Below are 14739 nucleotides of genomic sequence, written 5' to 3' on the forward strand. Positions count from 1 at the left end.
TCGTCGGCCTCTACCGCACGGATACGCTCGGCGATGCGATCGATATGGTCTTTCAATCGCCTGCTGGCGTTGGAAAGTTCGATCGGGCCACCCTCGGGACCGGAGTGCTCGATGGCAGCGGTCTCCCGCCAGCCCGCCTGCGTCTTGAGATAGAAGATGGACGAGGCCGTATCCCCTGCTCTGGCCTTCTGCAGGAGCCCGTTGGCAACATGCGCAATCGCCTTGGCCTTGCCTCTTTTATAGTGCGCAACAACCTCCTCGTCGCGCGCGCAGATGGCCCGGAAGGTGTTGCGGGCAATCCCGAAGTAATCCGCGATCTGCTCCTGGCTCAGCAAGGCAGCCAAAGTCTCGACCTCCCGGCATTGCGCCGGCGTCAGGGTGATCGGTGGGCGCCCCATCAGCAGGTCCTCCAGGGGAAGAGACGGCGCAAGACATGGCTGCGCAGGAACGACACGGCCGTGAACGCACCGCTCAGCGTCAGATGCTGCCAGAGCATGACCTGCAGCCCGACCACCGGGAAGATCAGCGCCTGCGTGATCAGGGCGATCATCCAGCCGAGGATCACATTGGTTGCCGCCTCAACTGCCGAGAAGGACCGGCTCTGCCTCATGCCGCCCCCCGTTCATCCGAGACATCCGCGAAGGAGCTGTCACTTCCCGCAAGCCGCGCCGCCTGCCCCGTTAAGTTCTGCCAACGCAGCACTGCAACGTCCACATAGGCCGGATCGAGTTCCATGGCATGACACACCCGCCCGCAGCTCTCCGCCGCAATGATTGTCGTGCCGGAGCCAGAGAAGGGTTCATATACCGCCTGCCCCTGGCTGGAATTGTTCAACATCGGGCGGCGCATGCACTCCACCGGCTTTTGGGTTCCATGAACAGTCTCCGCGTCCTGATCCCGGTTCGGGATCGTCCAGAGCGTGGTCTGCGTGCGATCCCCGGACCAATGCCCCTTGCCGCGCACGCCGTACCAGCAGGGCTCGTGCTGCCAATGATAATGCCCACGGCTCAGCACCAGCCGCTCCTTGGCCCAGATGATCTGGCTGCGGATATCGAAGCCACTGGCTTGCAGGCTCTCGGCCACGGTCGTCGCATGTAGCGCGCCGTGCCAGACATAGGCCACGTCACCGGGAAACAGGGCCCAGGCCTCGCGCCAGTCGGCCCGGTCGTCGTTCAACACCTTGCCGGTGCGCTTCGTTTCCGAGGCCCCTGCCCGATTGCGCCAGTCCGGATCGTACATCACGCCATAAGGTGGGTCCGTGACCATGAGATGCGGTGTGACGCCGCTCAACAGGAGAGCAACAGCAGTCGCGTCCGTGGCGTCGCCGCACATCAACCGGTGCGCGCCCAGTTGCCAGAGATCGCCCGGTCGCGAGACCGGGACGTCGGGGGCTTCGGGTGTCGCTTCCTCTTTCGGATCTCCCGCCCCATGATCCAGCAGTGCATCCAGCTCCGCCCCCTCAAAGCCGATATCGCCCAGATCGATCCCCAGCTCCGAGAGGTCCGCCAGTTCCAGCCCCAGCAGATCCCGGTCCCACCCCGCCTGCTCGGCCAGTCGGTTATCCGCGAGGACATAGGCCCGCTTCTGCGCCTCAGAGAGATGGGTCAGCTCAATCACCGGCACCCGCTCCAGCCCGAGCTTGCGCGCAGCCAGCACCCGACCGTGCCCCGCGATGATACCGCTCTCGGCGTCCACCAGCACCGGGTTGTTGAACCCGAACTCCCGGATCGAGTTCGCGATCCTGACCACCTGCGCCTCGCTGTGGGTCCGGGCATTGCGCGCGTAGGGCACGAGGTCCGCGACCAGGCACATATCGACCGCCCGCGCACCGATCGCGTCATAGCCTGCCGTCTGATTGTGGGATGTTGCTGCCATGCCCCCGCCCTGTGCAATGAACCAGTGTTCACGGGCAGTATATCAAATCAGGCAAGTCATTGGAATATTGACATTAAATGACAAGTGACGACAGGATCCGCCATCTTGCAAAGAGAGCATCATAATCGCCAGCGCTGGATCGGCTGCACTTACTGCAAGAACTCGGGGCCGAAACGAACCATGAGCCAAGTCGCCCTCATTGATCCGCCCGCGTACCGCACACCAAACGAGAGCAGGTATCCGCAGCATCGCGTGCGAAGGACTGACATGCGGACGAGGACGAAACCGCTCACGCGGTATTGGCGCTTGTGGCGGGAGCTACGCGCTGATTTGAGCGGTGGATTTGGTGGATAGGCGCGCCTGTCGGACGATTGGGACCTTCTTAATCTGATGACAGGAGGTTTCGATGTCAGATCATTATGTTCCCAAACTACGTCAGCGTTTTGTCGAAGACATGCAGATCAAGGGACTGCAGCCGAAGACGCAGACGATGTATCTGCGTGCGATGCGGGACTTCACACGGTTTCTGCCATCTTCGTCTGATGCCCGTTCTTAAACAGCTGTGGATGCAGCCCCGCTGCATTGGTCGGACTATCAACCGCAGTACCGGCAAGGCGCAAACTTGTTCTGTGGCGGTACGACTACAACAATGTCAGGCCACACTCGTCGCTTGGTAACGAAACGCCCGCAGAAGCACGCCGGACGCTTGAGAAATTTGAGGGCTCGGCGCCCGCGCCCATTGCTCACGCCGCCGAATGATAGCACACAAATGGAGAGCAAACTCGATTTACGAGTGGCCCTGAAAAAGGGGCAGGTCAAACCGAAGAAACTATGTCGACGTTACCAAACGTCGACAGTTTAATACGTTTCGGCCAGCAACTTATGTTGCTTTGGCAAAAACAAATAATCAGGCCTGCGGCTACTCACCACCGCTAAACTATTTACGTCGCCATAAGACTTTCTTATCGCTGCTCAAGCCGCCTCTTTGCGGCGGCGCAACAAACCGAATCCCACAAGGCTTGCACCTAGAAACAGTGCAGATGCTGGCAGTGGCACAGCCGAAACTTGAGGCGATACTACTACGTTGTCAATGCTAGCGAACGCATTGTATCCTTGTCGAGTGGTATAGCAATACCTAGGTCCACAGCGCCTGACGTTCGCTATACCCAAAAATGAGATATACTGAGTCTCATAAACGTCACCGCCAAGATCAAGCGGCAACCGATAACTCACGTCATAAGGGTCGTTATCGCCCCAAATCGCTGTCAATTGTAAGCCTCCATCAAAGTCAGGTGCGTCACTTCCAAACGCGTCCGAAGGCAGGTTCGCAGAAATTGTTACGGAACGACCAGTATCGATTTGTCTCTTTGTCAAAAGGCCACGTGCGCCAGGTCTCTCGGGCGATATTAAGTTTCCATTGTAGACTGCCGAGATGTCGCCCGCTATCCATGCGTTCGACGGGTCCAGCTCTGTGTCAAGCGGAGCGGACCACGTCATCTCAAATGAATTTCCGAAAGCAGATGCAAAAACATCGTTGCTCGTGAGGGTGAGGTTTCCATCATCGGTTGTGACGGTCTGCTGTAGCGTCCCGGTCACAGTGACCTGATAGATACTCGCCGCGAAAGCCGAACTGGCACCAAATGCAATTAAAGTAGCTATAGCTGCGGCCGACGTAACTCTGTTGAACATCAAAAATACCCTCCTCCAATTTCTAATCTGCTAACATCCGAGAATTGGGACTTCAATAGAGGTCAAAAAAACAATGTGTTTCAACAACCGAAAGATACTAGGCAGCACACCCAATAACTCTGGTTTTTCTGTTTGGATTTGTGTTTCCCTCCCGGTCGAACATTGGGCGGGAGGGAGGGGACAAATGGCGCGATCAGACATGAGCGATCTTGAATGAGAATTCATCAAGGAGGTCGTAGTCGACCCTTTCAGTGGCGCGAAAACATCCATGTCATCACCCGGCCAATCGGCGGCGGTGACAAAAGTGACAGTTTCCCCATTATCCCCCGTATAGAGAGACCGAAAAACACCCATACGTAGGATAGTCTGTTTTTTGTCACCTTTGTCACCCCAGTCGCAGTTTCAGGCCGCGCAGACCACGCTGCCTCTTGTTGCGGGCATCCGGGAAGCCCCGCTGCCGCAACTCCTTGATCAGCGTTCGCTGGGTCCAGGTGCCGAGGCCTTGGCGCTCAGACCAGCTGTTGAACCGAAAGATCAGGTCCTCCGAGGCGACGAATGCATGCGGGTCCGCATCAGTTTCGTCTTGCAGGAACTGACCCACGGTATCCTCCTCGTCAAAATACGCCGCCGACGCTTTCGCAATGGAGGGGGGCACGCTCAAACCCTCACCTTGCCACGATAGCGCCCCGTCAATGCACCATCGCAGAATGGCCGGACCTTCGGCCGCCAGCTTGTCCGGTAAATTCCTATCACGGCGTTCCGCCGGGATGGTGACCGAGAATGGTATCAGGACGACCCGACTGCGGATCGCCTCATCGACTCCACGAAACGACGGCTGCGTATTACCGGCAATCATCAGGGTCATCTGCGGGTTGAAGTCGAAGAAATCCTGCCGCATGAACCGCGCGGTCAGCCGATCACCGCCTGTGAGGTCCTTGATCGTGGACTCGTCCCACGTCTTGCCTCGGGGAAGCTCGGAAGCTATGGCCAGACGCGCCCCGTGCAGGCCCGCGACATCCGTAGGATGCCGTTCGGTCTGGGAATGCAGGAAGGTGGTTGCAGCAACACGCCGACCGTAATCGCCCCAGATATCCAGAAGTGTGTTCAGGAAGACCGACTTACCATTGCGCCCCGCCCCGTGCAAAAACAGCAGCTTGTGTTCATCGGTGCTGCCCGTGAGCGCATACCCTGCGGCCCTCTGCAAAAACCTGATGGTCGCCATGTCCCCGTCAAAAACTTCCGAGAGGAACCGCAGCCACAAGACGGGCTCCACGCCCGGATTGGCGGGCGCGCAGGTCGTGAGGCGACTGATCATGTCGTCCCGCCGGGCGTGTCGAAGCTCGCCGTTGCGCAGGTCGATTGTGCCGCCGGGTGTGCCGACGAGAAATCGATTGGCATCGAAGGCTTCGTGCGTCGTAGCCGAAGCAGGATTGGCCCGGGCGAGGCCGGAAACTGCGGCGACGGTCGCACTGCTTCTGAGAACCTTTGCCTGGTCGCGCGCCCAGCTCTTCAGTTTCCGCGCCTCCCGGTCCTGCCCATCTTGTTCGAGAGACCTGGACTTGTCATCAGCCCAATCGTTCAATTCCGAGGCCCGCATCCGCAAAAAGGATCGCGTGCGCGACATGTGATCCAGCGTCTCATCCCGTCGCCACTGTGAGCCAGTCCAGAACAGCCATTGCCCCCAGAGGGCGACGTGCCGTGCGTTGTCATCCCAACTGCGGCGACCCAGATCAAGTGCGAGATGATCATGTGACAGGTCTGGAAGGTCGTCCGAGGTTTCGCGGGCGTTGCCTTTGGTCATCCCGGTATCCGTCCGGCGTCGGGCGATATCAGCGAGGTTCGCGCCATTCAGACGAGCGCGATGTGCGATCGTGCGCACTGTCACGCCACCGCCGATCGCGAAGCCGCGCCACTTCGCGGCCACTTCACCGGGCCTGAACTTGACGCCCCGCGCCGACCAGGTATCGGCAATTCCAAGTCCTTCATCGCTGCCGTTAAAATGATCATGCAGCGCCTGCAGCACTTCGATCCAGCCGTCATATCCATCTGCATCGGGATCGATCCATTCCAGCAGGTCCTCGACCTCGGCTTTCGATGCAGTAATGTCCGTCCCGATGGCGATCGCCGGTTTCGACGCCGGGATCTCCTCAGAGCCCTTCACCGCCGCGGAACCGGCAGAACCCCGCGTCGGCAGCCAGTCCGGTGCCCGCGCCGGGTCATCATCGGTTTCCCACAGATACAGCGCCCCTTCAAAGACGGAGGGCTCGAGGAGGATGTAGCCCCGGTGTTTTATGTCGACGCCATCGCACAGCTTGCCAGCGTATAGGACATCAGGATCGGCGCTGAAGATGTAGTGCCTGCCGCCCCTGGGGCTCCGCTGAACCAGCGTGTCCGGCAGATCGCGCCCCTGAATGAACGCGTCCCACCGGCAATCCGGCTTGTAGAGATCGGGATCAATCGCCACGAGCCCCGATGCCGCGAGGTTGAGCCCGATATTGGCATCGGGCCAGCGGGTCCACCAGGTCCGAACTTTCTCCGGATCGCGGGACGCGCCCTTGTGACCATTCGCCAGGAGATGCGTGGAAGCCCCCCAAGCATCTCGGCCCTTGGTGCCAGCTCCAATCGGGAAGACATGCCAGCCTCGACGGGCATATGCGAGGGCGGCGTCGCACAGGGCGGAGGGGTGTTGGGCGTCTTTCATGCGTCACCTCCATCCGGAGCAACTACCCCGCGTCGTTGCCGCAATTCGAACGCCTCCACATCCGCGCTGCGATAGCGGATAGACCCGCCCAAGACGTACCAAGCCGGCCCATAGTCCTCAGTGCGCCAGCGTTCGAGCGTTCGACCGCTGATCTGCCAGCGTGTTTCGAGGTCGCGCTGCGTGAGGTAAGGATCGAATTCATTCATGACTGAACCCCGCTTGCTCACGCCGGTAAACCGCGAACAGCGCGGCGCCGTCAGTGGTCTGCTCGACATAGTGAACCTGGTAATCGTCGCTGCGATTGAAGACGAACTGCAAATCCCAGAGCCTGAACAGCCCCGGAATCTGCCGGTACTCCGCGTCGCATGATTGCTTCATGGCAACCTCCTGCATTGCGGCGCCACGGAACTGCGGCACCTGCAGGGAAAAGCCAGTCAGGAAGGCGGATTGGGACATATCACAGCTCAACCAGATTGGCCTTCACTACAAGACTGGCCATGGCGCGCTGATAGCGCTTGCGAGCCACGTCATAAGAAAGGCCCAGGGCGCGCGCCGCTTCCTTCTGGCTGAAGCCGAAGACCGCCACCGCCATGACGAGCTCGGCATCCGATCCGACATGCTGACGCAACGTCGAAAAGACTTCCCGCCCTGGCAGCGCGGGCCATTCGGCAATTGCTGCGCTGTCCTCGATCGCGCGGTCGCGTGTCTCTTCCGTCTGCCGGATCAGTTGGCGCTTGATGTCCCGCTCGACGTTGCGCAGCAGCGTCGCCGCGATCCTGTTCACCTGGTCCAGGCGGATCGAAGCGATTCCCTGCGACAGTCGCCCCGTCAACTCCGCCGTCAAGACGTCGGGATCATTTCGGAAAAACCGCATCAGTCGATTGCGCGCTGCGCCGAGGCCGGGCCAGAGCGCGAGAATGACCAGGATGTTGCCAGCCACGGAATGCTGTGCGTCCGACTGCGCCTCGGAAACGAGAACGCGAAGCACTGCATTCTTTTCCGCAGCCGTTCCAGCATCACCATGCAGAAGCCCGAGAAGCGCGCCCGGGTCCGGGTAGCCGGCCAGTACAGCCTGCCTGTCTGCCATCTCCCGTAGCTGTTTCTGAAAACCAGTCCGCGCTGTTTGCTCGATGAGGTGCGCGTGAACCTCGTGCCAGTGAAAAGACACTCGACGCCAGCCTTTCGGCCGGGCGTCTCGCGCCTCCTAATGGCCAGGTCTGGGCGTCGCGCGCCTCTGGAATTGAAATAAAGTGACCGGCCCCAATGGAGCCGGTCGGTCAGGTCAGGTGGTTTTGTGAATCTCGTTCAGCGTGCCGCAGCAGCGACAGACCGCCGTCACTGGCGTGCTGACGATATACTGGTGACCACGCGCGAAGTTGACGTGAACGCTGCGGGCGCTGCGGCGGCCCAGCAGCTTGAAACACTTCCGGCAGCGCCAGTCACGGGCGTCAGGCGCGCGCGGCCTTGAGGCCGTGTCGTGTGTGGTGGGGAATGTGGTCGATTTCGTCATCTGAGGACTCCTGTCGTGATGGAGCCCTTGAAATGGCGCATGGAATCGGAGCTAGTCAGTCCCCCCAACCGGAGCCGGATCGGAGCTGGCCGTCAGATGGCGATCTCCCATTTCCCTTTTCCGGGGCTTTGTAGGAAATCAGCCTTCAGTTTATTCCAGAGCGGCTGTTTGAAAATGTTCGCCAGCGACTGGTCCTCAGCAATCCCCCTGATGAGATCCTCTGTCACCATCGGCATCGGTCCTGCGTTGTGGGCATCTACCAGCCGCTGAATGATCTCGATACGGTTCTCTCCCCTGATGTCGATGCTGCCTTTCCCAGGAACAAACAGGGCCGCCATATTTTGCCCGACGCGGGTGAGTTCGACAGCTTGGCCTCCACGGGCTAAGATTCGGTGCCTTCGGAACACCGATCGGAGCTTGTCTGCTGCCAACGCGATTTCGGACGACTCGCCCGCAATCTGATCGGCAAGCGGCGTCAGAACGTTGGTCGCCAAACACGGCCCAGGCGCATTGCCGGCCTGCAGAACCAGCCCGATACCGAGGTGGTGGCGCGCCCGAAGCTCGGTATCAACGGCCGAGCGGACTTTCTCCCGGTCGAGACCACGCGCAAGGTAAACAGGAACATCTCCACCATCGACACCGAGCGTTCCAAGGAAGAACAGGTAGTCGGTCAACTTCTCGATGGCTGGAGCATCGAGTACTTTTCCGAGACGTGTCCTCAGGTGTTCCGCAACCCAGCCTTCACGCACCCGATAGACCCTGTAGCGATCCGGGTTACCCGCAGGCGCCCCCTGCCCCTCCGAGACCTTGAGGTCGGCCACCTTGCGGTCTCTTTGCTCCGCATCTCCCCTTTCGACACGGACGACCACTTCGGCCGCGACCGGACCAACCTCGTCTTCATCGTCGATCACGTCATCGCCTTCCCAGCCAGCGGGCACGAGAAAGCCCAGCTCGGTCAGAAGACCCGGAGCGACACCGCGATCCAGAAGCCATGCGCCTGCAACCTTGTCTGCCCCGATGTCCCAGATGGCCAGCAACGCAGGTATCACTGACATGCCCTCCTCATCGCCTGGCGCGCGCCCTTCACGAAGTATTTTCCAATGTCGGAGCAAGCGATGTCCAAGGACGCGCTCAAAGGGGTCATCGAGGCTGAGAAGACTGCTTGTGTTCCGATCTGTGAGCGTGAAATCAAGGGTTTGCGCATCGTCTCGTCCAGCACGTCGATACCGCACCGCGATCTCGACGAACCGGATCGCGACTGCACGCTCGAAGGTTCTCGGAAGGCCCGGCTGGCTGTTGATGATCTCCGAAATGTCCCGATCGATGGTAGTGGAAAGCGAGAGACGATTGGCGAGATTCCCGATGCTGATATCAGCGCGGATCACCCTTGCCCGCTCAATCACCACATCTTCGAAGTCTGGAGGCTCCAGATCGAACCCCTTCAGGAACTGCGAGATGTCATAGGCCTGAAAGTCGACGGGTTGGTTGGAATAGGTCTGTTCGAGTGCCGTCACGATGAACCGCTCGGCGATGGTATGCCTGAGCTTTCGGTTGCCGGCGCGGACATGCACCCGCCCGGTCGATGGCGTATAGACGATCATTGCCTCTCCGGGCGGGCGAAAATAAATGCTTGACCGATTGCCGTCGTCATCGATCTCCCGAACTCTTGCTGGAGGATCAGGATGAAACAGCAGAAACATCTCGGCGGCCGGTTCGTCGCTGTCCGCGGGAATATCGAATCTATCAAGACTGTAGCCGTCACCGCGATCAAGACGTTCATGGAGATCGGCGAGAAGCGCATCCAGCACTGCGCTGCCGGCGCCCGGGCCACCGTCGAGCGCCGGCTCGGCCATGAAGGTCTGGTAATGCTTGTCGTAGCGGCGGTAGAGACGCAGGTGCAGACTGTTCTCCGCCGCCTCGAACAGCCCCTGTTCGTTAACAAAAGCCCACAAACTTCGCGCAAGCTGGTCCCGTCCGTTCAGTAGCTTTCTGGCACGGTCGGGGTCGAGCTTGGTGCTTGCGAGACCATCAAGGACATACTCACCGCGATCGCTCGCGACCTGTACGACGCGGGCAGCTTCGGACTCGAGCGGGCCCAACCGGTCTTTCTTTTCCCTACGCAGCATCTCACTGGCGGCTGATGGACCGTCGGAATCATCAGGGTCAAACCGGTAGGTTTCGATCCAGCTCATCCTGTCAAAGTCCCTCCTTTGGAGGAACGCCGCCAGAAGTTTTGGTTCAGCTTCGTCGAAAAGCCGGGACAGGTTCGGGCAGGTCTTCGCCGGGGCACGTACCATACCAAGTCTCCAAACATTTACCCCACTACCGTATAACGTGCACGCCACGCTGTCATATCCGAAATTCGACGCACGATGTCCCATTTGGCCGTCGGGAAGGGCTTTTCTCCAGAAAGGAGATAAGCATGAAACGTCCCAACCCGCTCAACCCGATCCACATGAAGCCGCTGGAACGCCGCGCAGAACTGTGCGGGTTGCTGGCGCTTGGCCTGATCCGCTTGCGTATGAGAGACGCTATTCAAGCATCTGACGAAACTGGAGAAAGTTCCCTACACTCTCCGCCCGACCAGAGCGTTCATGCAACTCCAACTCAGAGGAGAAACGCATGACCAAACCTGATCCCATTCCCGCCCGGCTGGCGGCGCTCAAGACCACGACGACGCCGGACCTGAAGCAGCAATGGCGTGAGCTGTTCGATAGCGAGCCACCGCCATTCAATCGTCGCTACCTCGAGAGCCGCCTCGCGTACCGCATTCAGGAACTGGCTTATGGTGGCCTGAAGCTGGAAACGGTGAAAAGGCTGGAGGCTCTTGGCGAACAGCTGGACGGTGGCGATCGCAAGAAGAGCCGCATCCGCGCTGACCTGACGCCGATCGTCGGCACGCGCCTGATCCGCGAATGGCAAGGCGTGGAGCACCTTATCACAGTCACCACGGACGGGTTCGAATGGCAGGGCCGCCCCTACAAATCGCTGTCGGCCATTGCCCGCGCCATCACCGGCACGCGCTGGAACGGCTGGGTGTTCTTCGGCCTGAAAAACCATCGGAGGGGCGCATGACCAAACCGATCGTCAGAAAGTTACGCTGCGCTGTTTACACCCGGAAATCTTCCGAGGAAGGGCTCGAGCAAGAGTTCAACTCGCTTCATGCCCAGCGGGAGGCCTGCGAGGCGTATATCGCCAGCCAGCGATCCGAGGGCTGGGTACTGGTCCGCGATCAATATGATGACGGCGGCATCTCCGGCGGTACGCTGGAACGCCCCGGCCTGAAACGGCTGCTGGCCGATGTAGAAGACGGGCTGGTCGATGTGGTCGTCGTGTACAAGATCGACCGCCTGTCGCGCTCGCTGATGGATTTTTCCAAGCTGGTCGAGGTGTTTGACCGGAATGGCGTGACCTTCGTATCCGTCACTCAGTCGTTCAACACCACCACCTCCATGGGGCGGCTGACGCTGAATATCCTTCTGTCATTCGCCCAATTCGAGCGTGAAGTGACGGCCGAGCGCATCCGCGACAAGTTTGCAGCCAGTCGCAAGAAAGGCATGTGGATGGGCGGCGTGCCACCGCTGGGCTACGAGGTGAAGGACCGAAAGCTGGTCATCAAGGAGGCCGATGCCGCCAATGTCCGCTGGGTATTCAACCGGTTCCTCGAGATCGGGTCCTGCACGGAGCTGGCCCGCGAGGTCGCCAAGCGCGGTATCCGCACGCCCCGCGGCAACCGGATCGACAAGAAGTACCTCTATCGCCTGCTGAACAACCGCGCCTATATTGGCGAGGCGGTGCACAAGGGCGAGAGCTACCCCGGCGAACATGATGCCATCATCGACCGCGAGACGTGGGATCGCGTGCACGCCATCCTGAGCGAAAGCCCCCGCAAGCGCGCTGCGCGCACCCGCGCCGACACGCCTGCGCTGTTGAAAGGTCTGCTCTACGGCCCCGACGGGGCGGCCTTCTCGCCGACCCACACCCGCAAGGGCGGCAAGCTCTACCGCTACTACGTCAGCCAGACCATCCTCAAACACGGTGCCGGGGCTTGCGCTGTCGGCCGCGTGCCTGCGGGGGAGATCGAGCGGGCTGTTATAGCCCAAATCCGCGCTGTGTTCCGCCAGCCCGAAATCGTTGCAGGCACATGGAAGACGGCACGCGCCAATGCCGACGACATCTCCGAGGCCGACGCCCGCTCGGCCCTGCAGAAATTTGACCCGCTGTGGGATGAACTCTTCCCCGCCGAGCAGGCGCGCATCGCGACCCTGCTGGTTGAGCGGATCGACATCGGCACCGAAGGCCTGAATGTTCGCCTCCGCATGGACGGTCTGACCGGGCTGGCGCGCGAAATGATGGCTGACGTCGGAACGGCCGCATGACCCGCGCGAAGCCAGTGCCGGAAACGGTGACAGTGCACATCCCGTTCCGCCTCGTGAAGCGCGGCGGTCGCAAGGAGATGCAGATGCCGGATGGGGCATCTGGGCACAGCAAGATGGATAACACGTTGGTCAAGGCACTGGCGCGGGCATTTCGCTGGAAGCGGATGCTGGAAACCGGCGAATTCACAACCATCGCCGAACTCGCCGAGCGCGAGGGGATCGCGCCGTCCTACATGACGCGGGTGCTGCGGCTCACGCTGCTCTCGCCCGACATTATCGAGGCTATCATGGACGGCAGGCCGGGGCCAGAGGTGACGTTGGGGCGGCTGTTGGAGGGGTTTCCGGTGGAGTGGGAAGGGCAGAAAACCACGTGGTTGGCTTGAACCAGATGAGACAAGCCGAAGCCTGCGCCTATGGTGTGGAACTTTCGCCTTATCGCGGGAAAGACCACGGCGCTTCTTCTCGGAATATGCTGATATGGTAATTATTTCTGAGGATAACATGTACCGTCCCGCCTTTGAACGTGGAAGAAATTCACTTGGCTGGACCGTCTATAGGTTGACGGCTGACATGGAGCCCCATGCACTGGAAAGGTCGGACGTGAGGATTGTCCCGAGCGGCTAGGATCCGCTGCCAAAGGCAGTCCAACGCTGCCAATCGGCGAATTCACCGCGGCGCCGCAAAAGAAGCGCTCAATTAAGTTGGATACGTCCTAGTTTCTTTGCCCCATTTGCCACGTTCCATGTCTGCCGATGGGCATGATGGTCGATTATGTCCAGATCCCCGACACGAGGAGTCACCTTGTGGCGAAGAATAGCTAGGGCTGACTGGGTCTATCCCCGCGAGTGCGGGGGAACCTCAAACTGGACGCAGAACGCCGTCACGCGGACGGGTCTATCCCCGCGGGTGCGGGGGACCTCCACACGGAGGGTCTATCCCCGCGGGTGCGGGGGAACCCATCCATACATCGCAGGCGGTCTGTTTGTCGCGGGTCTATCCCCGCGGGTGCGGGGGAACCCGCAACACCATCACGACGACGGGCGGCGATACGGGTCTATCCCCGCGGGTGCGGGGGAACCGCGCCGCACCTCTGGCCCGCCTTCTGCCCTTTGGGTCTATCCCCGCGGGTGCGGGGGAACCGTAGATCCGCGCGACGTGCCTTGGTGTGGCGCGGGTCTATCCCCGCGGGTGCGGGGGAACCCAGAGGCCGCGCTGAACACAATCACGGCTGACGGGTCTATCCCCGCGGGTGCGGGGGAACCCCGTTGGCCGCGCACCAATCCGCATCGCTTGGGGGTCTATCCCCGCGGGTGCGGGGGAACCCCATCACCATTGGCCGCGCGCCGGTCGAACTGGGGTCTATCCCCGCGGGTGCGGGGGAACCTCTTTGTCCCAACTAATTGATTCTATTTCAATGTCAAAGATCGTGCAGGCGAGCCGCGCTTTACCTACTTTCGTTTTACGAGCAAAATGCCATCCGCATCCACGATTTTCTTGGGCGGCTCGCCCAAGGCCTCGATCCGCAGGTGTCCGACGGCGGACTTGTCCCGCCAGACCAAAACCAGCGCCCCGCGCCCAAGCTCTTGCCACCATCCCTGCAGCACGGACCAGACGCGTTGCCGGACACCGGCCGACATGTCCGGCGAAACATAGGTGCCCGGCGCGATCTCCAGCATCACCGAGGTCAGGAACCCCCGGTAACGTGCCTCGACATCGCGGGTGACGATGATGGTCAGCGGCATTACCCCTCCTGCCCTTCGATCAAAGCCTTGATCCGCTCGATCATCGCCGGGATGACCTGCTGTTCGGCTAGGGTATGGCCCGTCAGGCGGCGGGTTTCCCGCTCAATGTTCAGGGAGGGCCGCTCGCCGACACGTTTCGCCGCCTTGAATGCGCACGGAATGGTCACGCAGTCGCGGTAGAGATCCGCGATGTCCAGAACGAAGGATTGCCCCGGGTCTTCGTGGATGAATCCCAGTTGGGGAACCGTCGCCGTGGCGCTGACCGCTATCGCCGCGGCCGCCTCCACGGCCCTGGAGGCATGGTTCAGTGCCTGGTTGGGCAGGTCCGCCGCGTGGGGTTTCGCCCGGTCATAGCGCCGCCCGCGCCACTGGATGCCGATGCGCCGCGCGGTGAGCGCGTATGTTTCCTTCATCCGTGCGCCCTCGATGCCCCTGAGAACGTCGAGATCGCGATGCGGCAGCACCTCACCCAGCCGCCAAGCATACATGCGCCGCGCGATCATGATGCGCATGTCCTCGTCCGCCCAGAGCCGCGCCTGCAACCGCGCCAGGCCCGAGCGGTCGGGGATCAGCGGCGGCGCGGTATAGGCGCGCACACCGTTCTCACCCACCGCCGCCAGTGCGGTGCGGGCATGCGCCAACAGCCGCAGGGCATCGTGCGAGACGGTGGAGCCCGGCCCGAGCAGGATGATCGACACGCCCTGCAACGGGATCGCGTAGTCGCCCGGTTCCAGCGCATCGGCCTCGGTGGCGGGGCCTTGCAGGAAGGCCAGCGTGCCGTCGCGGGCGGTCAGCGCGCCCCGGGCAAGGTAAAGGCACCCTGCCCTGTCGGCGTGTGGCACC

The 14739-nt window shown here is 61.1% G+C and carries 16 protein-coding genes, 1 pseudogene and 1 CRISPR repeat array; of the genes and pseudogenes, 5 read left to right on the forward strand and 12 right to left on the reverse strand.

What is annotated here, in order from left to right; translation table 11 throughout:
• From O3306_RS20580 to O3306_RS20590, 3 genes are all read right to left on the reverse strand, one after another.
• Positions 1–398: hypothetical protein (locus tag O3306_RS20580; RefSeq protein ID WP_272010873.1), on the reverse strand; the 398-nt coding region annotated here is incomplete at its 3' end.
• Positions 398–610 carry a DUF7220 family protein gene (locus O3306_RS20585; RefSeq protein WP_272010876.1) on the reverse strand — a complete coding sequence of 71 codons (213 nt, stop codon included), beginning with the start codon at positions 608–610 and terminating at the stop codon, positions 398–400. The genes O3306_RS20580 and O3306_RS20585, both read right to left, overlap by 1 nt.
• Positions 607–1875, reverse strand: a complete 1269-nt coding sequence (locus O3306_RS20590) for a site-specific DNA-methyltransferase (protein ID WP_442970029.1) — start codon at positions 1873–1875, stop codon at positions 607–609. The genes O3306_RS20585 and O3306_RS20590 overlap by 4 nt, the downstream gene beginning before the upstream one ends.
• A gap of 609 nt (positions 1876–2484) precedes the next feature.
• Between O3306_RS20590 and O3306_RS20595 the strand changes: the two are divergent.
• A pseudogene (locus tag O3306_RS20595) lies at positions 2485–2634 on the forward strand (integrase core domain-containing protein); the annotation flags it as partial.
• 213 nt (positions 2635–2847) lie between these two features.
• Here the strand turns inward: O3306_RS20595 and O3306_RS20600 are convergent.
• The 7 genes from O3306_RS20600 to O3306_RS20630 all read right to left on the reverse strand — a co-directional run bounded on the left by O3306_RS20600 (position 2848) and on the right by O3306_RS20630 (position 10072).
• Positions 2848–3564 (reverse strand): VPLPA-CTERM sorting domain-containing protein, encoded by a 717-nt coding sequence (locus tag O3306_RS20600; RefSeq protein WP_272010879.1) that lies wholly within the window; start codon positions 3562–3564, stop codon positions 2848–2850.
• Positions 3565–3949: 385 nt separating this feature from the next.
• Complete coding sequence (locus O3306_RS20605) at positions 3950–6265, reverse strand: phage/plasmid primase, P4 family (protein ID WP_272010882.1); 2316 nt, start codon at positions 6263–6265, stop codon at positions 3950–3952.
• On the reverse strand, positions 6262–6471 hold the full coding sequence (locus O3306_RS20610; RefSeq protein WP_272010885.1) for a helix-turn-helix transcriptional regulator: 210 nt from the start codon (positions 6469–6471) through the stop codon (positions 6262–6264). Before O3306_RS20610 ends, O3306_RS20605 begins: the two co-directional genes overlap by 4 nt.
• Positions 6464–6721, reverse strand: a complete 258-nt coding sequence (locus tag O3306_RS20615) for a hypothetical protein (protein ID WP_272010888.1) — start codon at positions 6719–6721, stop codon at positions 6464–6466. The genes O3306_RS20610 and O3306_RS20615 overlap by 8 nt, the downstream gene beginning before the upstream one ends.
• Position 6722: 1 nt before the next feature.
• Positions 6723–7433 carry a hypothetical protein gene (locus tag O3306_RS20620; protein ID WP_272010891.1) on the reverse strand — a complete coding sequence of 237 codons (711 nt, stop codon included), beginning with the start codon at positions 7431–7433 and terminating at the stop codon, positions 6723–6725.
• A 114-nt stretch (positions 7434–7547) separates the two neighbouring features.
• Positions 7548–7775: a hypothetical protein gene (locus O3306_RS20625; protein ID WP_272010894.1), complete on the reverse strand. Its 228-nt coding sequence runs from the start codon at positions 7773–7775 to the stop codon at positions 7548–7550.
• 92 nt (positions 7776–7867) lie between these two features.
• Complete coding sequence (locus O3306_RS20630) at positions 7868–10072, reverse strand: hypothetical protein (protein WP_272010896.1); 2205 nt, start codon at positions 10070–10072, stop codon at positions 7868–7870.
• Between the two features lie 125 nt (positions 10073–10197).
• On the opposite strand from O3306_RS20630, the gene O3306_RS20635 reads away from it, so the two are divergent.
• From O3306_RS20635 to O3306_RS20650, 4 genes are read left to right on the forward strand one after another with little or no spacing between them, the layout of a single operon-like run.
• Complete coding sequence (locus O3306_RS20635; RefSeq protein WP_272010899.1) at positions 10198–10401, forward strand: hypothetical protein; 204 nt, start codon at positions 10198–10200, stop codon at positions 10399–10401.
• Positions 10398–10850: a DUF2924 domain-containing protein gene (locus O3306_RS20640; RefSeq protein WP_272010902.1), complete on the forward strand. Its 453-nt coding sequence runs from the start codon at positions 10398–10400 to the stop codon at positions 10848–10850. Before O3306_RS20635 ends, O3306_RS20640 begins: the two co-directional genes overlap by 4 nt.
• Positions 10847–12154, forward strand: coding sequence for a recombinase family protein (locus tag O3306_RS20645; protein ID WP_272010905.1), 1308 nt, complete (start codon positions 10847–10849; stop codon positions 12152–12154). Before O3306_RS20640 ends, O3306_RS20645 begins: the two co-directional genes overlap by 4 nt.
• Positions 12151–12537, forward strand: coding sequence for a hypothetical protein (locus O3306_RS20650; protein WP_272010909.1), 387 nt, complete (start codon positions 12151–12153; stop codon positions 12535–12537). The genes O3306_RS20645 and O3306_RS20650 overlap by 4 nt, the downstream gene beginning before the upstream one ends.
• A 446-nt stretch (positions 12538–12983) precedes the next feature.
• Positions 12984–13538: direct repeats of the CRISPR family, unit length 29 nt; unit sequence GGGTCTATCCCCGCGGGTGCGGGGGAACC.
• A 64-nt stretch (positions 13539–13602) separates the two neighbouring features.
• Here O3306_RS20650 and cas2e read toward each other — a convergent pair.
• Positions 13603–13896, reverse strand: coding sequence for a type I-E CRISPR-associated endoribonuclease Cas2e (gene cas2e / locus O3306_RS20655; protein WP_272010913.1), 294 nt, complete (start codon positions 13894–13896; stop codon positions 13603–13605).
• Entirely contained in the window at positions 13896–14738 is an 843-nt protein-coding gene (gene cas1e, locus O3306_RS20660) for a type I-E CRISPR-associated endonuclease Cas1e (protein ID WP_272010916.1), read from the reverse strand. Before cas1e ends, cas2e begins: the two co-directional genes overlap by 1 nt.
• Position 14739 lies beyond the last annotated feature (1 nt).

The sequence above is a fragment of the Roseovarius sp. ZX-A-9 genome, assembly GCF_028369135.1.
GTDB lineage: Bacteria > Pseudomonadota > Alphaproteobacteria > Rhodobacterales > Rhodobacteraceae > Roseovarius.